Genomic DNA, 23,686 nt, shown 5'->3' with positions numbered 1-23,686 from the left:
AGCTATTACTTCAGGGTCTTTTGCCATGCGGAACTTTCGAACCACTTAGCGTAAATTTTATCGTAAGTACCGTCGCCCTGAATCTGGGTCAGGAAGTTATTCAACCAGTTAACGAAATCCGGATCGCCTTTGCGCACTCACCAGGCCAGAGGCTCATAGGTAAAGGGGGTATCCAAGTGAACCAGTTTGCCTGGATTCTGGCTGGAATAGACCGCATTAAACGGCAGGTCATAGATAAATGCATCTGCCTTGCCATTCACAACTTCGATGGCACCTTCAGATTCGGTTTCAAACAGTCTCAGTTTGGCTTTGCTCAGGTAACGTTTGGCCGCCAGATCGCCAGTAGTACCCAGTTTTGAAACCACAGTATATTTTGGATTATTCAGATCCTTGTAAGACTTGATTTCACCTTCCAGGCCATTGCGCAGCAATACACTCTGGCCAATGACAATATAGGGATTGGCAAAGTTAATCTGCAGATTACGCTGGGAAGTCAGGGTCATACCGGACATGATAATGTCGAACTTATCCGTCACCAGTGCCGGAATAATGCCATCCCATGCAGTATTAACAATTTCCAGCTCTACGCCCATGGACTTAGCCATCTGGCGGGCAACGTCCACATCAAAGCCGACGATTTTACCCTGCTTGTTGGTCATTTCGAATGGCATATAACCAGCATCAAGGCCGACACGCAGCACTTTGCGCTCCATGATCTTGTTAAGCGTAGACTCTTCCCATATCGGGTTATAAGAGGCAAAAATTGAGGAACTGAACGCCAGCAGAAATGCCAGCATAGCGGTCATTTTTTTCATTATAACTCCTGTCCGCAACCAGAAATCCTGTACTTTCTGGTGCCAGAACTTTTTTTATCGTTATGTACGGCTAATCCCTGGCCGCTTTACCCTCGAATTTAAACCAGTTACACGAGGAAACATTCTGCATTGTACATACCCTGTCGTTTTTGACCAGAGCCTGAATCAAAAACCGCACATAAAAAAACTGCCGGCATAACCGGCAGTTCTGGGTTCAAGCTATTTAACAATGCAGCATCATGCAGCCAGAGCTCCCATTGCGTGCTGGCTGCGAAGCTCCTGAATACGGTTCATGTAGTTGTTGTACTCAGGGGATCCATGATGCGCATAGTGCATGTTCTTGAACAGACCTGTCAGCTTGATGAAGTAATCACGCACTTCTTCTTTGTCACTGAAGTTGTACTGCTGGCGAATCAGACTGACCACCAGGTCAAAGTTTTCCTGCTGACGATTGATTGGGCAGGAAGCGTCCACATCGTCAAAAGCATCCTGCTGCAGATACACCATGTCCAGCATGAAGGACTTCTGGAACGTCACGTAATCTTCAAGGGTGATACCCTCTTCACCGGTTACCTGCATCATCTGGTTGATGCTGTCACCACGAACCAACAGCTCCTGCATCTCCTTAACGTTACTGACCCACTCTGGTGACAGGTTCCTGGAGTACCAGTCTTCCAGCTGATCCAGGTAACGAGACCAGGAAATCAGTGAATCAATCGCTGGGTAGAAGCGCTTGTAAGCGCGGTCATAAGAGAGACCAAGGAACGCTTTTACCGTACTCAGGGTTGCCTGAGTCACTGGCTCTTCAAAGTTACCACCGGCAGGTGATACAGAACCAATCATGGTCAGAGAGCCTTCGTCACCATCTTCGTTGCGAACCACACCACAACGCTCGTAAACACCCTTGATGGCAGAGTCCATATAGGCAGGAAAGCCTTCTTCACCAGGAATTTCTTCCAGACGGTTAGAGGTTTCACGCATAGCCTGAGCCCAGCGGGAAGTAGAATCCGCCAGGGCCAGAACGTTGTAACCCATCTGACGATAGTACTCACCCAGTGTCAGACCGGTGTAGATAGATGCCTCACGGGCAGCTACCGGCATGGACGACGTATTACAGATGATTACGGTACGGTCGATCAGGGCACCACCGGTCTTCGGATCCTGCAGGTGGGGGAACTCTTCGATGGTTTCTACTACCTCACCGGCACGCTCTCCACAGGCAGTAACAATTACGATATCCGCGTCGCAGTAGCGGGAAAAACCGTGCTGCAGTACGGTCTTACCGGAGCCGAAAGGTCCTGGGATACAGCCGGTACCACCACGGGCGATCGGGAAAAAGGTATCCACGATACGAGTGGTGGTGATCAGTGGCTGGTTAGGATAGAGGCGCTCGGTCTTTCCTTTCGCTGCAAGTGTTTCAGAAATCGACTTACGCACTGGCCAGCGCTGGTACATGGTCAGAGGAATTTCTTCCCCCTTCTGGTTCTTAACCCGAGCCACCACAGTGTCAACAGAGAAGTTACCTTCCTGGATCCAGACCACTTCCACTTCGCCCACAGTATCAAATGGAATCATGATCTTATGAGTAAAGCGACCTTCCGGCACCGTGCCAAAGGTTTGGCCAGCATGAAGTCGATCGCCAATTTTAGCAACGGCGGTAAAGGCCCAGTTTTGAGTTCGATCCAGGGACTCAACCTGTACACCGCGCTGGAGGAAACGGCCATGCAGATTCGCCAGACGTTCCAGTGGGTTCTGCAGACCGTCGTAGATCATGCTGAGGATACCAGGCCCCAGATCCACAGACAGCATGTGTCCTGTCTGGATGATCATGTCTCCTACAGCGACACCACGGGTTTCTTCAAACACCTGGATATCAGCAGTATTACCACGAACACGGAGAATTTCAGCCATCAGCTGTTCTTCTACCGCTTCATTGGCGCGACGACTTGGCAGCACGTAAACCACCTCGTTCTTAACCAGAGGCTTTCTCTCACCATCCTGGCCAGTGATGCTTTCGATGGTGATGATATCACCCATCACCGCTACCACTCGGGCAGAGGCCTGTTGCATCAGATCTGTTTTTGTCTCTTCAGTCATGTGTATAACCGTTGTCGTAAATCGTCAGCTATATGTCGTTGTGGACACTTCTGTCATAGTCGACACTGCTGACGCTTAATCTGGGGAACCCGGCAATTGGTGGGCAAATTCGCCCAATGCCTGCTGGGTCAGCTCATTAAACCGAACCACTGCCTCTTCGCCATTGTAGGCCGTCCAGCGCGCCACCAGGTTCCAGCGAAGCAGATAGATCACCACGGCTTCAAAATCAAAACGATGTCTGGCACCAAGCTCATTCAGCTTGTTCCACACCGCTTCCATCACTGTTTTTTCCAGCGTGAGGTAGTCTTTTTTGCTCAGGCATTCAACAGCCACCGGGATCCACGGAAATGCATTCTGCAAACCGAGGGTAGGATGATTCCAGTTGCGGCGGATGTAGGCGTAGCGGCTACCGTAACTCCATTTCGCAGACGTCGGAGCCTGTATACCATTGGCCTTTCGTCTCAAGGCAGCAGCAATGGTTCGCATATCCAGACGCCAGTTCACCAGCTCTTTCAGATCAGGGCTGTCCAACTCCTGCAACAGGCGCTCTGCCAGGTTGATCAAATACTCTTCTTTGATCTCTTCGCCCAGGTGGCTCCAGTGAACCAGCTGTTCAACCTTAACCAGGGTTTCACGATCTTCCGTGGACAGCATGGCCAGACGACGATCCAGCTGAATTCGGGAGATAGGCGTAATCTTGCTGTTAAACAGTGAGTCAATATGCGGCAGCGATGTCAGCAGGGTATAGTAGGCATTGTCTGCCATCTCATTCTCCTCTATTTCAGGACAAGCATCAGGACACAAGTCCTCAGGATGAGAAACCGGATCAGACGGCAGCCGTAAACCCGGCTACCGATGATCTGACATCACTTTATTTAATAATGCCTTCAAGCAGGGCACGGAAACGTGGCTGCAGATGCTTCAGCAGCACCGCAGCAACCGCTTCATCGGTCAGCTCTACCTGGATATCCTTGTCTTTCAGACGGAACGCAATCCCACTCTGGTTTGCACCACCAACGGTGAACGTCACGCCATCCTGAAGCATTTCACTTGCACGCTTCATAGCGAACTCCAGCAGGCCACCAGCCTTGAGAAGCTCAGGGTTATCGCGCAGTTCATCCACACCAATCACTTTTCGTGGCAGGATCACTTCGATATTGTTTTCGCCACGCAGGTTGTTCTGGCCAGCGACTTCAAGAATCATCTCTTCCAGCAGTTTGTCGCCTTCCATGGAATGGCTGACGACCGCACGAATCTGGTCAGAGAATTTTTCCAGCAGATAGTCTTTCAGCTCAAGAATGGCATTTCGCTCAGCCAGCTGCAGTGCTTCTTTACCGGCTTTGGTAATAAAATCAGCTTCTTCACGGGCCTTGCCAACAATGGCACTGGCACGCTTTTCGGCATCCGCGATCATCTCAGCGGCTTTGGCTTCAGCATCAGAAATAATCTTGCTCGCTTCCTGGCGGCCACTGTCGACGCCCTGGTTACGCAGCTTTTCGATTAGTTCCTGAACACCGACGGAAACGGTTTTCCCGGTTTGTTTTTCAGGAGTTGCAGTACTCATTATCTAATCCTGTATTTGCTCATAGGCCAGTAAGTTTTTGTCACCACAAAGACACAAAGCCACAGAGAAATGATTTTTTAAACTTTGTGTCTAGTGACTTTGTGGTTCCAATCATTCACCACATCATCAGGCAGCGATGCCCTGACCCATTACCAGTGCGAATACGAAAGCAAATACCGCAAAGCCTTCTACAATCGCAGCAGGTGCGATAGAGAGGCCAAATACTTCTGGCTTGTTCTTGGAAGCGTTGATTGCAGCCGCTACCGCCTGTCCCTGGTACACAGCAGAGTACATCAGGGCAATACCAGTCAGCAGACCAATACCAAACAGACCAGGAGCGCTGGCCAGAGTGACGCCGATGCCACTCAGAGTAAACATGATTACAATACCGTAAATAACCTGGGAAGATGGCATGGCCGAAAGACCGACGAACTTACCGTAGCCGCTCTCAACATCCAGCATCGCACCACAGGCAGCCTGTCCTGCAACAGAACAGCCGATTGCTGAACCCACTGCACCCAGAGCAACCGGCGCGAAAACACCTACCCAACCCAGTGCGATAATCAGTGCATCCATTGTTAATCCTCTTCTTTACTAAAAGTTGTTCGTTGGTTAAAGACTTTGAATGGGTAGCCTTCGTCAGACAGTCCCCAGTTGACAAATTCAATGACGTTAAGACGCATGCCGTGAACCACACCACTCATGATGCAAAGTGCAAAGTTAAGGAGGTGGCCCAGCAGCAGAATGATTCCCGCAAACAGCACACCGGTAACGGGGCTGGAATTAAGAACGTCCATGGCCAGAGAGTTAAACGTCATGGCCAGGGATGCACCGGACAGGCCGAGGGCAAACAGGCGCATGTAACTGAGCACATCACCAAAAGCACCGGTAATGTTGTAGACGGCTTTCAGGCCATCCAGCATTCTCAGAATAAGGTCCTTGAAAGATTTCACTTCACGGCTGCTGGAGAACAGGAATACCAGCAGGGCACCGACAATCATCAGTCCGGGACCAATCGTGGTTTCAAAGGCTTCTGGCAATGTCCGGGTCATGCCCAGCCACAGCGTCAAACCACCGCCCATCAAGCTCGCCCAGCCCAATGGGGCCAGTGCATAACTTGAGCCACGATTCACCACCGCCGTCATGACGTTGGCAACGATCAGGTGAGAAACACCGATCACCACCGACAGTTTCATCATGGCGTTGTAATCATTGAGATCAATGAAGGCCAGCTTACCCAGGAAACTTCCACTGTCCGGTGCCGCACCGAAGTAACTACCGATAAAGACACCCCAGACAATACCCACTCCGGACATAAAGTACGCCAGATTCATCAGACGACGACCGGCTTCACTCTGCTTGAGCTTGCCTCTGAGCAGGAAGATGATCAGTCCAAAAATCAGACAGTACATGGCGTCACTCATGATCATCGCAAAGAACAGCGAGAATGAGTAAAACACCACATTGCCGGGATCCCAGGCACGGTAGTTTGGTGTTTGGAAGAACCCAAGGGCATCCGCACCACCACCGGTTCCGGCCGGCTTGTCCAGCAGCGTCGGGGGATTGTCGTCTGCTGTCGGCTCTTCAAATATTGCGGCAACACCGTGGGCAGCGGTGAAGGCTTCAACATTGGCCTGCTCAGAAACCGGAACCCAGCCCTGAACTAGGAAGAAGCTGTCTTCATCCATTGTGCCACTCGTGGCCTGCTGCAGATCAGCACTGTCCAGACGAGCCGCCAGTACCTGATCCAGAAGATAGTTCCAGCGTGTCAGCGCTTCGCGCTCAGCCAGAAGGTCTTCGATGGCATCTTCTGCTTCATCCAGCATCTCTTCCAAACGGGAGAGCGGAATCTTACCCACATGAGAACGATGAACAGGCAGCAGAACGTCTTCAGGCTCCTGATCAGAGACGACAATAACGTAACTGTCTTTCTGGCTCTGGTGAATCAGCTCCCAGGGCAGCTCGCACTCTTTCAGCGAATCTCTCAGTGCCGGCAGTTCTCCATTGGGCAGAACATAGAACCAGAGCCGCTGACCATTCAGGTCTGACAGGGCAGGAAAAGTAAATTCTCCCCAGGGACGCACTTCCCGAATACGCTCCTGCAGCTTGTCTCGAATATCGGACTGCTCACGGAACTTGGACTTATTGTCCAGGATCTTATGAACAATGTCGTCTACCCGGGCAGCATCCTTGCGCTCGCGGAAGTTACGAACCTGCCTTCTCTGCTTTGGACTGCGCTCCAGCCACGCTTTCGCTTCACTGGCTTCCGCAAGCTGTACCTGAACATCAGCCGGTTTCTCGGTTAATGGAATCAGATGCAGACAGCCAAGGGATTGCAGCTCTTTAAGGATGCCGCTCTTCTCCTGACTGGGCCCGTATAGGGTGATCTTTTTAAGTCGTTTAATAGCCATAATCAATGCTTTCGCAGGTTGTGTGTGTCAGGTTCTTACCGAGCCAGACACCAGCCGGATATCAGCCCGCCTGCGAATGACCTCCTTTGGCTTCCTGGGCCAGAACCTTGCCCTTGGAGAGCTTGGCGTTCATTACGCTGGCTCTGTCCTGGTCAGACATATAGATCTGGATTTTCTGGATGTTCTTTTTGGTCTGTGGAATCAGAACCTTAGAGAACAGGTTTACCCGCTGGGACGTAGTACGTGTCGCCTTGTCCAGCTCCTTGTGGCGCAGCTGACGAACCTGAAGCTCTATTCTCAGGCGAATCATCTGCTGCAGAAGCTCAACCAGGTAATCAACCCAGTGAGGTTTGGCCAGATCACTGTATGGTGTCAGCGCAATTTCAATATGCTCTACCAGAGGAACCGATGTTCCGACAATATTTTCCTGGGTCAGGCGCACATCCGTCACCTTCACCAGGTTGTCCACCGGAACATCCTGTCTTGCCAGCATCGGGAGCTGCTGTCTAACCAGCTGCTCCACTTCAGCCAGGTGCTCCCGCGTTTCCGCCAGAGCCTCTTCGGCCTTCTTACGTTCCATCATCAGCTGCTGACGCTTGAGCTCAAGCGCGGGCAGATAACGGTTGTACGTCTTTAAACTGCGCTTCTCTTTGTTTAATGAACTTTTGTTGAGAGCTACCTTGGCCATGATAATTACGCCTCAGCTGCAGCTTCAGAAGCTTCCTCAACGGCCAGTTGCTCTGGATTTGGCCAGTATTTTTCCAGAAGACTCTGCTTCATCAGGGTCTCTTCAGGCCCAAAGCATTCGGCCATGGTCTCCCAGCACTTATCCAGCGCTTCTTCCAGGGACATGGCAGCGTCCAGAGACATAAAGCGTTTCTTAAAGAGCTTGCCGAACTTGATGGTTTTCAAGTCATAGCTGGACAGTTCAAACGCCATTGCCTGCTTCTGGGCAGCATTCACGGAGTCCGAGTAGAAGCGGATCATGGTGTTCATGATCGCCGGATGGTCTTCGCGGGTTTCTTTACCCTGAACCATCTGCTTCAAACGGGACAGGGAACCAAATGGATCCAGGTGCCCTTCGTGCAGGTAGAACTGACCTTCGGTGATATATCCGGTGTTGTCCGGAACCGGGTGAGTTACATCATTACCTGGCATGGTTGTAACCGCCAGAATGGTTACAGAACCCGCGCCCTTGTAGTCACAGGCTTTTTCGTAACGACGCGCCAGCTGAGAGTAGAGATCCCCCATATAACCACGGTTGGCAGGGATCTTGTCCATGGCGACACCGATCTCTTTCATGGCATCGGCATAAGAGGTCATGTCGGTCAGCAGAACCAGAACCTTTTTGGATTCTTCTACGGCAAAGTGTTCAGCCACCGCCAGCGCCATATCCGGCGTCAGCAGACGTTCAACCGTTGGGTCTGAAGCCAGATTGGTGAACATAACGGTACGGGCAGATACACCAGCTTCTTCAAAGGTCGTGCGGAAGAAATGGTAATCATCGAAGATCAGGCCCATGCCACCAAAGACTACAACATCGGCCTCTGCCTGAATGGCAATACGGGCCAGGAAGCGGTTGTAGGGCTCACCAGCGACAGAGAAGATAGGGATTTTCTGGGACTCAACCAGCGTGTTGAAGACATCGATCATCGGTACATTGGTACGTACCATGCGGGAAGCCAGTACACGACGAACCGGATTTACTGAAGGCCCATCGATTTCTACCTTGGGATCCTGTTCAAGAGCAGGTCCTCCATCAATAGGCTCACCAGCACCGTTAAAGATACGCCCAAGGATATTGGGTGAGTATGTCGTCTTCATTGGCTGGCCCAGGAAGCAAACAGACGCACCGGTGGATAGCCCCTTGGTGCCGGCAAAAACCTGGAGAGAAACCTCTTCATGGTCAATCTTGATGATCTGCGCCATGGAGTATGTCTGTCCATCCTGCTCAATCAACGCCAGATCACCGTAGTTAGCCTGGGCATCACCCTCAGCCAGATTAGGTACGTGGACGCGAATGAGGTCACCAACGATGCTGAGAATATTGGTGTATCGCAATAGGCTCTGGGGCATTACTGCTCCTCTATACTGCTGGGAAAATGAAAAGAGAATGGATCATGGGCTCAGAAGATCATCAGTCATACGGGTGACGCTGAGTAAGTGCGATACACCTCATTGCACACAACATAAGCCAAGTGTCGTATGTTTGAACTAAACTAATAAGCTCAAACACTGATTTGTACTGCTGGCTCTATCCAAGCCTCCTGCTAGTAATCATTTCAATCAATAAAGCAGGCACCTCAGTCATCCAGAGGGAAGAACTGAGGAACCATTCCAAGTAACGAATGAAAAACACCTAATAGAGTAGACAATTCCACGAGTTTCGCAGAGTTCTACCTGAACAGCAGGACAGGCTCATTGCTTCCTGCAATTCTGATGGGTAACCGTCGTTTTTACGAACTACCGACTCCCTATGGGCTAGCGGCTTCTACCCAATGTTTCCACCATCACTGCCTTGATGGTATGCATACGATTTTCTGCCTGATCAAACACAATGGAAGCGTCCGACTCAAACACGTCCTCGGTGACTTCCAGACCGTTCATACCAAATTTGTCAGCGACTTCTTTGCCAATCACCGTGTCATCATTGTGAAAGGCTGGCAGGCAGTGAAGGAAACGAACACCGGCATTGCCTGTTTTCTGCATCACTGTCTGATTCACCTGGTAGGGCTTCATCAGTTTTACCCTTTCATCCCAGGCTTCCATCGGCTCACCCATGGAAACCCAAACGTCGGTGTAAAGAAAATCACAACCAGCGACCGCTTCATCCACCGACTCGGTAATAGTGACCTTTGCTCCAGTCTCCCGGGCAATTTCCCGACATTGCTCGATGAGTGCAGTGTCAGGGAAAAATTCTGCCGGTGCGGCGATTCTGAAATCCACACCCATTTTCGCAGAACCAACCATCAGCGAGTTGGCCACATTATTACGGCCATCTCCGAGATAGCAGAGTTTCATCTCGGCCAGAGGGCGACCATTACCGTGTTCCTGCATGGTCAGAAAATCCGCAAGTACCTGGGTTGGATGCCAGTCATCGGTCAGGCCATTCCATACCGGTACTCCGGAATAAGCAGCCAGATCTTCAACGTGCTGCTGCAGGTGGCCACGAAACTCAATACCGTCGTACATACGCCCCAGTACCCGCGCAGTATCCTTAACCGTCTCTTTGGCTCCCATCTGAGAGCCACCACCGATGTAGGTGACATTGGCGCCCTGATCAAAACAGGCCACCTCAAAGGCACATCGGGTTCGGGTCGATGCCTTTTCAAAAATCAGGGCAATATTTCGCCCGGTTAAAAACTGTTCCTCAGTACCGGATCGCTTTGCCGCTTTCAGCTGTGCTGCGCGCTCCAGTAAGTGGCTGATCTCCAGCGGAGAAAAGTCCAGTAGCTTGAGAAAATGACGGTTCTGCAAACTCTGAGTCATATACAGTTTCCTGTGTCAGGTCATTTATTGTTGTTTACTTACACAATCCAGCGGTCCTTACGTAGTCAGTGACAATCTCATTACTGCTTACGATCAGGGGTCAGCGAGTCACATCATCCATAGACCGGTTATTGCTGTCCAGCTCCAAATTGAATTTCATTCGGACATAGACTAGCGCCGGATGATACGGAAGGCATTACGTAAAAATACGTTTCCAAACTTTGCCATGTATAAAAAGCACCTTGCTTATTCCCACTTTACGCATAAAAACATTCCACCTGACCAATGCATTGCACTGCGCTGCCACTTTTCCTAACAAACGACAGCGATCAACTCATCCTTTTGGCGCAACTCCCATACTGGGGCTATCCTTTCGTGGAAGTACTTATCCGCTGTTCAATGCCACTCTCAGGCATACACCTCTGTGTAATACCGAGTTCCTGTCAAGCCGCTTTCTTCGAGGTTGATTATGAAAATCACCAAACGGGCATGGCCAGTCCTGATTATTTCTGCTCAGTTTGACGCCAACAATGACGAAGGTTTCCGCCTGCGAGAACTGGTAGAGAATCTGGAAGAGGTTCAGGAACTGACCGTACACCCGTCATTCAGTTACGAGGATGGCGTTGAAATTTTCATGTCCCGCTCTGACCTGGGCGCCGTAATTATCGATTGGGATATTCGCAGCGAAACCTGCAGTGAGAATATGGAGCCAGAAGAACTGCTAAATCTCATTCGTTCCCGCAACAAACATATCCCGATTCTGCTACTGACCGAGAGGCTGGCCGCCGCCAATATTCCTACTCATGTCCTTGAGATTATTGATGATGCTCTGTGGAAAACAGCAGACACTATCGAATTTCTCGCCGGGCGTATTGATGTCTTTGTAAATGAGTATATCCGGAGTGTGTATCCCACCTTTTTCGGAGCCCTTGTCGAGTACTCTCAGGAGTATAAATACGCCTGGCACACGCCCGGCCACATGGGTGGAGAAGGCTTTCTGCACAGCCCCTCCGGCACGGCCATGCATGACTTTTATGGAGAGAATGTCTTTCGTGCTGATCTGTCGATCTCTGTACCAGAACTCGGTTCTTTGCTGGATCATTCTGGAGTGGTAGGTGATGCAGAGAAAAATTCAGCCCGTGTATTTGGCGCTGACTACACCTATTACGTTCTCAATGGGACATCCAACGTTAACCAGATCATCTGGCGCAGCCAGCTGGTCAGGGATGACATTGCCTTTGTCGATCGCAACTGTCATAAGTCCCTGAACTATGCCATGGTCATTACCGATGCCTATCCGGTGTACATGGTTCCGAGAAGAAATAAACGGGGAATCATCGGCCCCTGCCGTTTATCCGAGTTTTCGGAAGAATCCATCCGCAGCAAAATTGATGCTCATCCTAATATTCCGGCTGAGATAAAAAGTCAGAGTGCAGTAAAAATGTCAGCCCTGACGAACTCAACCTACGATGGCATCTGCTACAACGTTATCAACATTAAAAAAGAGCTTCAGCAAAGTGTCGAAAACCTGCACTTCGACGAAGCCTGGTATGCCTACGCCCGATTTCATCCAATCTACAAAGATCACTTTGGCATGGCGGATGACGACAGGAACAGCGACCATCCCCCCATCTTCTGCTCCCACTCGACTCATAAGCTACTGACTGCCTTCTCCCAGGCATCCATGCTGCATATCCGCAGTGGCAGTAAAGTCAAAATCAACCCGGATGAGATTAATGAATCCTATATGATGCACTCATCCACCTCGCCACAGTACAGCATGATTGCGTCGCTGGACGTTGCCACCAAAATGATGGATGACAACGGTGAAATCATGCTGAATGATATTATTCTGGAGGCTATTCGACTGCGCCAGAAAGTCACCCGGATTGCCAGAGAAATGAAAACCGCCAAAAGCTGGTTTTTTGAAATGTGGCAACCTCGCATCGTCAATTACGATGGCAGCGATACGGCGTTTGAAAATGTTCCTGTGGAATACCTGGGCAACCATCAGGAAGCCTGGGTATTCAACCGGAAGAATGACTGGCACGGCTTTGAAGACATTGAAGACAACTATGCCATGCTGGATCCCATAAAACTGACGTTCATCACGCCAGGGCTTGATGATGCTGGCAACCTTGCTGATGAAGGCATTCCCGCATCCATCGTTACCGACTACCTGATCAAACACGGCATCGTTTGCGAAAAAACCGATTATTATTCCTTCCTGCTGCTCAACTCACTGGGTACCACCAAAGCCAAACAAAGCGCCCTGCTTTCAGCGTTGCTGAAATTCAAAGCACTTTATGACAGTAATGCGCCTCTTGAACAGGCACTGCCAAGACTGGTCACTGACTATCCGGAGACTTACGCCGGTGTCGGCCTGAAGGATCATTGCAATGAAATTCACCAGTATTTTAAAGAGCACCAGATGCTCGACAAGATGCAGGCTGCCTTCCAGGTCATTCCGGACCCAGCCATGAAGCCAGCCGATGCTTACCACTGCGTCGTCAGAAAACAGGTTGAGTATGTGGAGCTGGAAGCCATGGAGGGGCGGGTTCCAGCCGTCATGATGGTTCCCTACCCTCCCGGAATCCCCATCATGATGGGGGGGGAATCCATGAATGATAAAGCCAGACCCATTTTTGACTATCTGACGGCAAGACAGAACTTTGAAAACCTGTTCCCAGGCTACGAAAGCGATATACATGGCGTCGAACGAGTAGAACGGGACGGCAAGAAATTCTTCCATACCCTATGCGTGAAGGCATGACCCATCCACCGGGAGTTTCACGCTCCCGGTCTACTTTTAACGACCGAGCCGACTCCCGCTCTTTACCAAGAGAATGATGAAGAAAAAAACATCAAGCCATGTACGTTTAAAAAAGCTGCCTCACAAGCTCAACGTTTTCACCCTAACCATGATCAATGTGGCAGCCATACTGGCTCTCCATGCTCTCCCCAGTCTGGCAGAGTATGGGTACTCACTGGTTTTCTACCTCGGCCTGGCAGCACTGTGCTTCTTTATTCCTTCCGCCCTGGTATCTGCTGAACTGGCTTCCGGCTGGCAGGGTGAAGGCGGGGTTTATCTATGGGTTACTGAAGCCTTTGGCCCCAAGTGGGGTGTCGTTGCGATTTTTATGCAGTGGGTAGAAAACCTGCCCTGGTTTGCCATGGTTCTTGCCTTTGCAGCTTCTGCCGTGGCCTACATCATTCATCCGGCACTGGCCGAAAATAAATGGTTTGTGGTCGGGTTTATCTGGCTGGCACTGGCTTTTTCTACACTGGTCAACCTGAGAGGGCTGAAGTTCTCGGCCCTGCTCAGCACTACAGGCGTTATTATTGGCAGTATTATTCCCTGCCTGATTATTATCACGCTGGGTGGAATGTACCTTTTATCGGGTAAACCCACTGCCATTCACTTTTCCTGGGCAGCCACTATTCCAAAGTTTGAAAATATCCAGCACCTGATGCTGATGGCCGCCATGCTGGTGTCGTTTACCGGTATGGAGATGTCCGCCGTTCATGTCACAGAAGTCAAAGACCCGGGAAAGAGTTACCCAAAAGCCATTTTTTCAGCCTGTGTCCTGATCATCGCTCTGTCGTTGCTGGCATCACTTTCCATTGCGCTGGTGATCCCTTCCAGTGATGTCAGCTTGAGTGCCGGTGTGGATCAGGCGCTTAGAACCTTTTTTGCCATCCATGACCTCTCCTGGCTGGCCCCAATCATTACCCTGCTGATTGCCTATGGTGCCATGATTATGGTCATCACCTGGATGATCGGTCCTTCAAAAGGCATTCGCGAAGCCGCTCAGGAAGGCTACTTCCCAAGCCTGTGGCAGAAAAACAATAAATACGGTGTTCCTGTACCCATTTTAATTCTGCAAGCCTCACTCTCCGCCCTGCTATCACTGGCTATTTTATTCATGCCTTCGGTCAGCAGTGCCTTTATGTTGATGAATGCCCTTGCTGCACAGCTTTATCTGATCATGTATCTGCTGATGTTTGCCGCAGCAATAAAACTGCGCTACTCACGCCCTGAGATCTATCGCAGCTACCGGATTCCCGGCGGCAAGCCCGGTATCTGGCTGGTTTCCGGGGTTGCCATTATCACCAGCTGCTTTGTCTTCATTTTTGGCTTTATCCCCACAGCCGCCGTCAGAGAAGAGGGACTAACCGCAATCCTCGGCTACATTGGCTTCCTGCTGGCTGGCTGCATCATCTTTATGTCATTACCACTGTTTTATTACCACCGCGCAGGGCACAGGAGTCTTCACCATGTCCAGTGACACCCCGGATAAACAACAGACGTCTTCAAGTCAACCTGACTCAAACCCAACAGGGAGTAATGCGAAAAAACTGGGTGTCATCGGTGCCACCTTTTTAATTATTTCCAGCCTTGCCGGCAGCGGTGTCATTGCCCTGCCTCAACAGCTTGCTTTTACCGGCTCGATCACACTGGTCTCTTTTATCCTGGTTACCCTGGGTGCCCTTTTTCTCACACTGGTCTATGTCAGAGCCGGTGAACGTTTTGATGACCCAAGCCCCACAGCACTGGCCACCACCGTCAGCCCGATCATTGGTGCCAAGTGCGGTTTCTTTTATGTCTATGGGAACTTGATATCCAATGTGTCCATTCTTATAGCGGGCCTTGGCTACATTGCCATGTTTATTCCCGAACTGAATGATCCGATCGTTCTCGGCTGTACGGTAATCGCTCTGATCTGGCTCTTTGTGGTGCTTTCCCTGAGAGGGGTCGGCATCATTGCACAGGTAGTGTCCATCACCGTCACACTTCTGCTGATCGCTGTTGTACTGACCAGTGTTCTTGGGTGGCTGGAGTTCAGCCCAGCCCAGTTTCGTGAAAACTGGAATGTCTCAGGCAAAGGCGACGGTTCAGCTATTATGGCCGGGTTTGCCATACTGATCTTTTCTTATGTGGGAGTAGAGAGTGTGGCCACCAATGCGGAGCAGATAGAAAACCCCCAAAAGGTGGTACCTGTTGCGACCATTGTTGGCTTTCTGGTCGTGGCTGTTTTTTACATCCTTTCCACTACGGTGATGGAAGGCATGTTTACCGCCAAAGTGATTCAGGAAGCCCCTGCGTCCTTTGCCCTTTCCATGGAAAAAATCTTCCACTCTACCTACGTTGGCCAGATAGTATCACTGGTCATGGCCATCGCCTGTATCGCTAGCTTCATGGTCTGGGGACTGAACTCAGTCAGCGCGGCAAAAACCAGTGCCGACAATGGCTTTCTGCCGAAAGCCTATTCCTATACCAATCGATATGGCATTGCCAGCAAGGGATTGGTGATTAACGGCGTCATCATGACCGCCGTAGAACTGGTTCTGATGTTGATGGGCAGCGATATTGCCGAGGCGTTTAATATCTCAGTAACCATCTCGGTTCTGTTACTGTTATTTCCTTATTTCTGGTCCGGCGTAGCATTACTGAAACTGGATCACCTGGAGAAGAAGACATCCCGCTCCAACATCGCGATTGTGGCTCTTTCTTCACTGTTTATTATCTCTGCCTTTGCTTCAGCCAATTATGATGAACTGATGATGGTCATCGCCATGGTGATGATTGTTCCGGGTATCTATGCGATTTTGATGAATATTAAGATTGTTAATGTTGACAGTGATGATGGTTAATAATGAATACCCACCCACTTTTTCAACTCAATAAATGAGGGAGCGCTATCTCCCCATTTATTTCCAAAAGCATAAAAAGCAGGTCATGCTAAATAGCCGTATATGGAAATGCTATTTGGGAACTCGTGAATCGTCCTCACGTGACAAATCTTCAAATACCACCGGTTTACCAGCCCAGGAAGAACTAATAATCTTTTGCGTTTCTATTCCTTTATCAAAGTCAGCACCCTGATTTTCTATGTCAATAACATGGGCTCCTGCAACACTCGGTGGCAGAGCAGAAAAACCACCCCCTTGAGCTTCAGGAATATTAATTACTGAATGTGAGGCTTTTCCTTGCTTATGGGCAACTGTTACAACTACCTTCTGGTCAGTACCATCTACCTCACCAATGGAAGGCTCAGAGCTTAAAGACCCATCATTTTTAGCAGAAGGGGACTTGCTGAGATCACTCAGCTTAGAAGGCAAGTCACTTGATACTGTTGCTTTGCCATGAAGTTCATCGCTCATAACCGTCGAAATTGTAAAACGCCCAGATATCTCTAATGGAGGTGAACTTTTCAGCGGCCCACCTGAACAATCCACAGTGTGAGCTGACAACATATCCCCCCCCTATGATGAATATCTAACTCTGGTTTACCCATGTCCAATAAAGGTACCATTTCTGAGCTCGTTCTTTCAGAAGGGCCCAGTGATTTTAAATAACGTGGACTCGAGAACTTTACTACTCCCTTAGCTCCTGAGATAGCTATAACCTCTGCACCTGAATCCGCCTCTCCAGACAAACCTTCCGCAGCAACATCTTTTCTTTGATGGAATAAAAACTCATTCAAATCCGGGCGCCCTGAGTGATGTGTTCTATGAACTGTTAAAGTATGCGCCATACTTCGAACAGTTTCATAAATATCGTGCCAGTCTGGCTTAAAACCAGCAGAGCAGATTTTTTCTAACTGCTCAGATAAGCCAAAGTCACTGAATGTTTTCACAATTCTTTCAATAATGACTTCAACACTTCTAACTCCAGACAATTCCTCACGAACAGTACTTTTAAATTGTTCCTGCAATTCATTAAGCTGCTTTTCTCTTACTACGTTCTTAATGGCTCTGCGACTAAAATTTGCTACACCCGGCTCCCAGAACATCCCCTTAAAGCCATCAAGGATAGACAGAATAACGAAAAAAAAGCCAACTACTTCACCTTCAACCTCATGGTCAGATAAAGCCGTCGTATGGTTACCCGCAGTTGAAGTACCGTTTGAAATCAGCCCTCTATCTGTTGTTAGATCCGTTACTGTGGAAGGAGTGGTCATCATACCTTCAGCAGTTTGTGAAGTACCTGCTCCAGGGGTTGCTGGTTTAACGGTAGATTTTCCAACCACTGGGTTTACTGGTTTATAGGGGTCAGCCATAGAAAACAGAGCGGTAAATACTGTAACCACATACCTGAAAGCCAGATACCCCTTAAAAGACTGTAACTCCTTTTTTACTTTGGAAGACTCACAACGATCAATATCAATAAACATTTTAATCGTCATCATTAGAGAGGCAGAAATAGAAGACAAAACTGCAACACGATTAACCTCTTTATTCATATCACCAGAAGCAATTAGCAGATTGCTAAAGGTTGATCTCAAAGTGTGCATTAAAAAACCTGAACCGCCATGATATCTTAAATATTTCTCACATATATCTGAACAAAAATAGGGAAACCCAATACCAAGGACAGCAATGGTCAACCCTGGAAGCACAACAAGGGGGGAAAGACGCTTAAGTTTGCTGGTATCAAATTGAACACCATTTGTCTCTTTAGCCCTGTATACAAGTAAAAGAGGAAAAATAGTGCTACAAAGCAGGTTAGCTGATTGTAACAAGGGGATCGGTGTCGTCAATCCAGAAAGAGCAAGAACGCTACCACCAAGAGATGTTGCATCTTTAAGTGTATTAAATATTATACGTAACTATTCAGCACCCTTCATATAAATCTGGAATTTTCTGATTTTTCGACCATCATCTTATACTCAATTTTTCTAACAAATCTCCAGTATGGAACCAGACTTCCCAGCTACTCCGTTTACCGAAGCTCTCCTTAAAGAGAATGAAGAGCTTCGGACCGAGAATGCGCTTTTACGGGAACGTTGCAGCGAACTGGAAGAAAGGGTTAATAAAAACAGTCAAAACAGTAGTAAGCCACCATCGTCAGATGGTTATCAAAAGCCCAGTAAAAAAGGGAGTGATAAAGGTGATACATCTTCCAAAGAAGCCCCCTGCTCCTCACAGGAAACACCGAACCCCAAAAGCCTTAGACCATCTTCAGGCAATAAACCAGGTGGCCAGAAAGGTCATCAAGGCTCTTGTTTGAGACGTGTCGCCTTACCCGATTATGTCAGGCATCTGAAGGTTGAAAAATGTTGCTGTTGCCAGTCTTCGCTTATCGATATTAAACCCACCAAATACATTGAGCGACAGGTTTTTGATCCAGGTAGACCCGGAGAATTTGAAGTTACCGCGTACTGGGCAGACGTTAAAGTATGTCCTTGTGGTAAACGGAACACCGCTGAGTTTCCCCAAGGAGTGAAAGCCGCTGCTCAATACGGAGAAGTGACTCAGGCAATGGCTGTTCATTTAAACCAGTATCACTTCATCCCATATCACCGGGTGTCTGAGTATTTCAATACTATTTATTGCATGAGTGTCAGCGCAGGCTCTGTTGCCAATTTTGTTGCCTATACCCATGAGAACCTGGCCTCTACTGAGCAGAGTATCCGCGATGCTTTACAAGAAAGTCCGGTTGCAGGAGCGGATGAAACTGGCATGCGGGTTGACGGTTCACTGTGGTGGTTACACATTATGCGAGATGACCAATGGACGCTTTACTACCTCTCAGAAAGGCGAGGTTGTGAAGCAATGGATGCAATGGGCATCCTGCTGACTTTTGCAGGCATTCTGGTTCACGATCATTGGAAGTCCTACTTTGCCTATGCGGCAGTGCATGTGCTTTGTAATGCCCATCATCTGAGAGAGCTTCAGGGAGTTGTCGATAGGGATGCGAATAAGCTGGCTCTGCGGCTGATGAAATTGCTTACGCTCTCCTGGCACTTCTGCAAGAAATACAAAGCAGCCGGTCTGACTCAAATGCCTGGTGCAATACAGCTTCGCATTGAGACGATATACGACCAAATCCTTCAAAGGGCTCTCACGAAGGAAACCGCTTATATGGAAAAACAACGACAGGTGCTTGGACGTAAGAAGGTCAGGAATACCAAGGCCTACAACCTGTTCAAAAGGCTTATTGAGTTTAAGGTTGAAACGTTGCGCTTCATGTCGGACTTTTCAATTCCCTTCGATAACAATGGCAGTGAACGTGATGCCAGGATGGCCAAACTTAAGCAGAAGATCTCAGGCTGCTTCAGAAGCGAAGACGGAGGTACCATGTTTACCCGAATCCGAAGCTATTTATCATCTGCTAAAAAGCAGGGGTTGAACATATTTCAGGCGCTTCTTAAAGCGGTTCGAAATTACAACAATACGCCTTTGCTGGGTGCTGAATAGTTACTATTATACTAAGCCACATCAAAGGTTTGGAACTTGTAGGGTCAGACTGTCCAGTACGAAATATCTCCACCGAGTTCTTCACGGACCCGTAAGGTATAGAAACTCCAAAATATACAGCCATCGTTATGGCAATGATAGATTGCAATTGAAAATTATCAGAAATATAACCAGAACTGATGGAGTGCACAATTGTAGCAACTACATAAAGCATAGCCACTACTATCTGTGCTGGCTTATCCAGAGCAGTATTTACAAATCGAGAACATTTTGTTCGCCAAACAGGGTTATCTTTTTTCATTTGACTGATTAGACGGGGATCAAAATCCCCGCATAAATCAACAGTTAGCTGCCCTATTGTAAGAAAGTAGATCAGAATAAGTTTTTCAATTTGATTAAACTCTTCTGTAGAAATACCAATATTGGTATTTCTCGAAGCTTGTCGAATATTACTTTGAATTACTGGATATAATAAATCCAACGTAACTATTCAGCACCCTTCATATAAATCTGGAATTTTCTGATTTTTCGACCATCATCTTATACTCAATTTTTCTAGGGTGCTCTCTCTGAATGATTGAAACAATAGTGCTCTATTTTCACAGCTACTATGGGAACACCACTCATAATAGTTAACTGTCATGCCCGCTTCTGTTATTTCCAGCTCTACCAAAAGCATCGTTTTGCAAATTGAAGTTTCTATAGATTCAGGCAACATGCTGAATCTTGAAGATAGTTTACAGCGTGCACTCAATGAAGCCGGGCAGCTTGGAACAAAAGAGTTATTGGGGCTATTTGAATCACCCAATAAAGAACCTATCGTCGTTAATCAGCAGAAGTGGAACTACAAAGGAAAGGTTCTTAAGCACTATGAAACCTTATACGGTCGTATACCTTTGGAGCGCTCCGTATATCAGGGTGTCAGAGGTGGCAGTACTCTGGCAGCACTTGATCTTCGTGCCGGTATTATTGGTTCAGCTACCCCCAAATTTGCCAAGTCTATCGCCTGGAAATACAGCCAGATGCCAGCGCCTGCGGTAAAAGAAGATTTTGAGACCAACCATCAAAGGACGCTTTCAAATTCTTATATCAAGCATTTATCGGACAGAGTAGGTGCATTAATTGAAGACCAGCAAGACACTCACTACCACCTTCCTCCACTAAAAGAGCCTGTTGAAACAATAGCCATTGGTCTGGATGGAACCTGCATGCTGCTTTGTGAAGAAGGCTGGAGGGAAGCCATGTGTGGGACATTGAGCCTATATTCTGCAGATGGAGACAGGCTCCACACGATATATACAGCCAGTTCGCCAGAGTATGGTAAACAAAGCTTTATGAGCAAGCTCGACGAGGAGATTGCAGATCTAAAACGACTCTACCCAAATGCCACATACATCGGGGTAGCTGACGGGGCTAGAGAAAACTGGAGTTATTTGAAACAACATACCTCTGGGCAGATACTCGATTTTTATCATGCATCTGAATATTTAGCTGGAGCAGCGGAAGCACTGTTTCCAACCAGTAAGGCGAAGCGACACCAGTGGCTTGAAGACAGGCTACATAGTTTGAAAAACAAGCGTGGAGCAGCCAAAAAAATCCTTCAGGAAATTGAATCAGCCGAGCTCCCGAAAAAGACAATCGCACTGACAGAGAAGCGCTACAAAGCTGTGAGCTATTTTACAAACAATCACCAGTTAATGAATTATCATCAGGCGCTTAAACGCCATTGGCCAATAGGTTCAGGAGTTACTGAAGCGGCTTGTAAGACTCTGGTAAAGCAACGATTATGTGGTTCTGGAATGAGGTGGAAAGCAACAGGAGCGGAAGTGCTTTTGACAACAAGAGCACTGATCCAGAGTAAGGGGCGCTGGGAACAACTTTGGTCTGAGTTCATGACTGGAAAGGTTGAAGCTAACCTATGAGTCAGTTATCAAATTGAGAGAGCACCCTTTTTCTAACAAATCTCCAGTATGGAACCAGACTTCCCAGCTACTCCGTTTACCGAAGCTCTCCTTAAAGAGAATGAAGAGCTTCGGACCGAGAATGCGCTTTTACGGGAACGTTGCAGCGAACTGGAAGAAAGGGTTAATAAAAACAGTCAAAACAGTAGTAAGCCACCATCGTCAGATGGTTATCAAAAGCCCAGTAAAAAAGGGAGTGATAAAGGTGATACATCTTCCAAAGAAGCCCCCTGCTCCTCACAGGAAACACCGAACCCCAAAAGCCTTAGACCATCTTCAGGCAATAAACCAGGTGGCCAGAAAGGTCATCAAGGCTCTTGTTTGAGACGTGTCGCCTTACCCGATTATGTCAGGCATCTGAAGGTTGAAAAATGTTGCTGTTGCCAGTCTTCGCTTATCGATATTAAACCCACCAAATACATTGAGCGACAGGTTTTTGATCCAGGTAGACCCGGAGAATTTGAAGTTACCGCGTACTGGGCAGACGTTAAAGTATGTCCTTGTGGTAAACGGAACACCGCTGAGTTTCCCCAAGGAGTGAAAGCCGCTGCTCAATACGGAGAAGTGACTCAGGCAATGGCTGTTCATTTAAACCAGTATCACTTCATCCCATATCACCGGGTGTCTGAGTATTTCAATACTATTTATTGCATGAGTGTCAGCGCAGGCTCTGTTGCCAATTTTGTTGCCTATACCCATGAGAACCTGGCCTCTACTGAGCAGAGTATCCGCGATGCTTTACAAGAAAGTCCGGTTGCAGGAGCGGATGAAACTGGCATGCGGGTTGACGGTTCACTGTGGTGGTTACACATTATGCGAGATGACCAATGGACGCTTTACTACCTCTCAGAAAGGCGAGGTTGTGAAGCAATGGATGCAATGGGCATCCTGCTGACTTTTGCAGGCATTCTGGTTCACGATCATTGGAAGTCCTACTTTGCCTATGCGGCAGTGCATGTGCTTTGTAATGCCCATCATCTGAGAGAGCTTCAGGGAGTTGTCGATAGGGATGCGAATAAGCTGGCTCTGCGGCTGATGAAATTGCTTACGCTCTCCTGGCACTTCTGCAAGAAATACAAAGCAGCCGGTCTGACTCAAATGCCTGGTGCAATACAGCTTCGCATTGAGACGATATACGACCAAATCCTTCAAAGGGCTCTCACGAAGGAAACCGCTTATATGGAAAAACAACGACAGGTGCTTGGACGTAAGAAGGTCAGGAATACCAAGGCCTACAACCTGTTCAAAAGGCTTATTGAGTTTAAGGTTGAAACGTTGCGCTTCATGTCGGACTTTTCAATTCCCTTCGATAACAATGGCAGTGAACGTGATGCCAGGATGGCCAAACTTAAGCAGAAGATCTCAGGCTGCTTCAGAAGCGAAGACGGAGGTACCATGTTTACCCGAATCCGAAGCTATTTATCATCTGCTAAAAAGCAGGGGTTGAACATATTTCAGGCGCTTCTTAAAGCGGTTCGAAATTACAACAATACGCCTTTGCTGGGTGCTGAATAGTTACAATCCAACAATCCATTTTTAATATTAATGTCATCACTTTCATTATAACTTTTATCCCAAGCAGTAACCACATGCAGAAATTTCAGATTTTTACTTTTACTAACCTTCTTTTCAAATTCACTAAAATCGCCCTTACACTTCAACAAGCTCACCAATTTAGAAATAGAATCAGGGGTGTTTTCTTCATCCATAAATTGCAAAAAACCACTCAACTCATCTGCAATCCTTATACGTAAGACGTCAATGGGTGATGCCTTAATACCTGACAATCTATTCTCTAATGAGTTGGTAATAAGCTCATATACAGTCCCCAATTCAGCTTGTTTTTCACACGGGTGATTGAACCCAGGAACCCCTCTCTGAACAAGGTCATTTATGATATGATTGAGTTTATTCCATAAAAGCATTCTTTGTGCCTGAGAGTCTATTTCAAGTAACTCATCAGGTGATGCTACAGACTCAATACTCTCGTCAACCTCACCAGTCTCATCAAGCAACCCAGACAAGTCTTGCTGACTTGTCTGGGTTAATGAACTAGCTAATAGCTTTTCAGGAAAAGGCAGCTGATAATCAACAGCTCTACCAACCAGACAAGTCACATCTTGCTGACCTGTCTGAGTAAATGAA

The 23,686-nt window shown here is 48.1% G+C and carries 20 protein-coding genes; 6 read left to right on the top strand and 14 right to left on the bottom strand.

What is annotated here, in order from left to right; translation table 11 throughout:
* Positions 1–5: 5 nt before the first annotated feature.
* The 10 genes from ACOCLE_RS01485 to argF form a co-directional block, all read right to left on the bottom strand.
* On the bottom strand, positions 6–137 hold the full coding sequence (locus ACOCLE_RS01485) for a transporter substrate-binding domain-containing protein (protein ID WP_419535213.1): 132 nt from the start codon (positions 135–137) through the stop codon (positions 6–8).
* A complete protein-coding gene (locus ACOCLE_RS01480; protein ID WP_419535212.1) occupies positions 138–815 on the bottom strand; it encodes a transporter substrate-binding domain-containing protein in 678 nt (225 codons plus the stop codon). It abuts the gene before it with no gap.
* Positions 816–1,052: 237 nt separating this feature from the next.
* Entirely contained in the window at positions 1,053–2,912 is a 1,860-nt protein-coding gene (locus tag ACOCLE_RS01475) for a V-type ATP synthase subunit A (protein WP_419535211.1), read from the bottom strand.
* 75 nt (positions 2,913–2,987) lie between these two features.
* The gene (locus ACOCLE_RS01470; protein ID WP_020581395.1) at positions 2,988–3,677 is read right to left on the bottom strand and encodes a DUF2764 family protein; all 690 of its coding nucleotides are present in this window, start codon (positions 3,675–3,677) and stop codon (positions 2,988–2,990) included.
* Between the two features lie 106 nt (positions 3,678–3,783).
* The gene (locus ACOCLE_RS01465; RefSeq protein WP_066016262.1) at positions 3,784–4,476 is read right to left on the bottom strand and encodes a hypothetical protein; all 693 of its coding nucleotides are present in this window, start codon (positions 4,474–4,476) and stop codon (positions 3,784–3,786) included.
* A gap of 126 nt (positions 4,477–4,602) precedes the next feature.
* Positions 4,603–5,052, bottom strand: a complete 450-nt coding sequence (locus ACOCLE_RS01460; RefSeq protein WP_066016263.1) for an ATP synthase subunit C — start codon at positions 5,050–5,052, stop codon at positions 4,603–4,605.
* A gap of 2 nt (positions 5,053–5,054) precedes the next feature.
* Positions 5,055–6,887, bottom strand: coding sequence for a V-type ATP synthase subunit I (locus ACOCLE_RS01455; RefSeq protein WP_419535210.1), 1,833 nt, complete (start codon positions 6,885–6,887; stop codon positions 5,055–5,057).
* A 61-nt stretch (positions 6,888–6,948) separates the two neighbouring features.
* Positions 6,949–7,575 (bottom strand): V-type ATP synthase subunit D, encoded by a 627-nt coding sequence (locus ACOCLE_RS01450; RefSeq protein WP_020581399.1) that lies wholly within the window; start codon positions 7,573–7,575, stop codon positions 6,949–6,951.
* Positions 7,576–7,580: 5 nt separating this feature from the next.
* Positions 7,581–8,963 carry a V-type ATP synthase subunit B gene (locus ACOCLE_RS01445; protein WP_419535209.1) on the bottom strand — a complete coding sequence of 461 codons (1,383 nt, stop codon included), beginning with the start codon at positions 8,961–8,963 and terminating at the stop codon, positions 7,581–7,583.
* Positions 8,964–9,368: 405 nt separating this feature from the next.
* Complete coding sequence (gene argF, locus ACOCLE_RS01440) at positions 9,369–10,376, bottom strand: ornithine carbamoyltransferase (protein ID WP_419535208.1); 1,008 nt, start codon at positions 10,374–10,376, stop codon at positions 9,369–9,371.
* 469 nt (positions 10,377–10,845) lie between these two features.
* On the opposite strand from argF, the gene ACOCLE_RS01435 reads away from it, so the two are divergent.
* From ACOCLE_RS01435 to ACOCLE_RS01425, 3 genes are all read left to right on the top strand, one after another.
* The gene (locus ACOCLE_RS01435; protein ID WP_419535207.1) at positions 10,846–13,149 is read left to right on the top strand and encodes an Orn/Lys/Arg decarboxylase N-terminal domain-containing protein; all 2,304 of its coding nucleotides are present in this window, start codon (positions 10,846–10,848) and stop codon (positions 13,147–13,149) included.
* 76 nt (positions 13,150–13,225) lie between these two features.
* Positions 13,226–14,665: an APC family permease gene (locus ACOCLE_RS01430; RefSeq protein ID WP_419535206.1), complete on the top strand. Its 1,440-nt coding sequence runs from the start codon at positions 13,226–13,228 to the stop codon at positions 14,663–14,665.
* Positions 14,655–16,031: an amino acid permease gene (locus ACOCLE_RS01425; protein ID WP_419535205.1), complete on the top strand. Its 1,377-nt coding sequence runs from the start codon at positions 14,655–14,657 to the stop codon at positions 16,029–16,031. The genes ACOCLE_RS01430 and ACOCLE_RS01425 overlap by 11 nt, the downstream gene beginning before the upstream one ends.
* A 111-nt stretch (positions 16,032–16,142) precedes the next feature.
* Here ACOCLE_RS01425 and ACOCLE_RS01420 read toward each other — a convergent pair whose 3' ends face one another.
* Both ACOCLE_RS01420 and ACOCLE_RS01415 read right to left on the bottom strand, forming a co-directional pair.
* The gene (locus ACOCLE_RS01420) at positions 16,143–16,541 is read right to left on the bottom strand and encodes a hypothetical protein (protein WP_419535204.1); all 399 of its coding nucleotides are present in this window, start codon (positions 16,539–16,541) and stop codon (positions 16,143–16,145) included.
* A gap of 50 nt (positions 16,542–16,591) precedes the next feature.
* A complete protein-coding gene (locus ACOCLE_RS01415) occupies positions 16,592–17,902 on the bottom strand; it encodes a hypothetical protein (RefSeq protein WP_419535203.1) in 1,311 nt (436 codons plus the stop codon).
* A gap of 172 nt (positions 17,903–18,074) precedes the next feature.
* Here ACOCLE_RS01415 and tnpC (ACOCLE_RS01410) point away from each other — a divergent pair, with 172 nt between their 5' ends.
* On the top strand, positions 18,075–19,580 hold the full coding sequence (tnpC, locus tag ACOCLE_RS01410; RefSeq protein ID WP_419532963.1) for an IS66 family transposase: 1,506 nt from the start codon (positions 18,075–18,077) through the stop codon (positions 19,578–19,580).
* Here the strand turns inward: tnpC (ACOCLE_RS01410) and ACOCLE_RS01405 are convergent.
* Positions 19,531–20,061, bottom strand: coding sequence for a hypothetical protein (locus ACOCLE_RS01405; protein WP_419535202.1), 531 nt, complete (start codon positions 20,059–20,061; stop codon positions 19,531–19,533). The genes tnpC (ACOCLE_RS01410) and ACOCLE_RS01405 overlap by 50 nt on opposite strands.
* A gap of 160 nt (positions 20,062–20,221) precedes the next feature.
* Here ACOCLE_RS01405 and ACOCLE_RS01400 point away from each other — a divergent pair, with 160 nt between their 5' ends.
* Together ACOCLE_RS01400 and tnpC (ACOCLE_RS01395) are read left to right on the top strand one after the other, a co-directional pair.
* Positions 20,222–21,502, top strand: a complete 1,281-nt coding sequence (locus ACOCLE_RS01400) for an ISKra4 family transposase (protein ID WP_419532972.1) — start codon at positions 20,222–20,224, stop codon at positions 21,500–21,502.
* Between the two features lie 48 nt (positions 21,503–21,550).
* Positions 21,551–23,056 carry an IS66 family transposase gene (gene tnpC / locus ACOCLE_RS01395; RefSeq protein WP_419532963.1) on the top strand — a complete coding sequence of 502 codons (1,506 nt, stop codon included), beginning with the start codon at positions 21,551–21,553 and terminating at the stop codon, positions 23,054–23,056.
* On the opposite strand, the gene ACOCLE_RS01390 is transcribed toward tnpC (ACOCLE_RS01395), so the two are convergent.
* Positions 23,023–23,658 carry a hypothetical protein gene (locus tag ACOCLE_RS01390; RefSeq protein WP_419535201.1) on the bottom strand — a complete coding sequence of 212 codons (636 nt, stop codon included), beginning with the start codon at positions 23,656–23,658 and terminating at the stop codon, positions 23,023–23,025. The two genes, tnpC (ACOCLE_RS01395) and ACOCLE_RS01390, sit on opposite strands and share 34 nt — an antisense overlap.
* Positions 23,659–23,686 lie beyond the last annotated feature (28 nt).

Origin of the sequence: Endozoicomonas sp., from assembly GCF_965196975.1 — a bacterium.
Taxonomy (GTDB): Bacteria; Pseudomonadota; Gammaproteobacteria; order Pseudomonadales; family Endozoicomonadaceae; genus Endozoicomonas.
The sequence above is the reverse complement of the archived record's forward strand: the minus strand, read 5'-3'. Positions and strand labels throughout refer to the sequence as shown.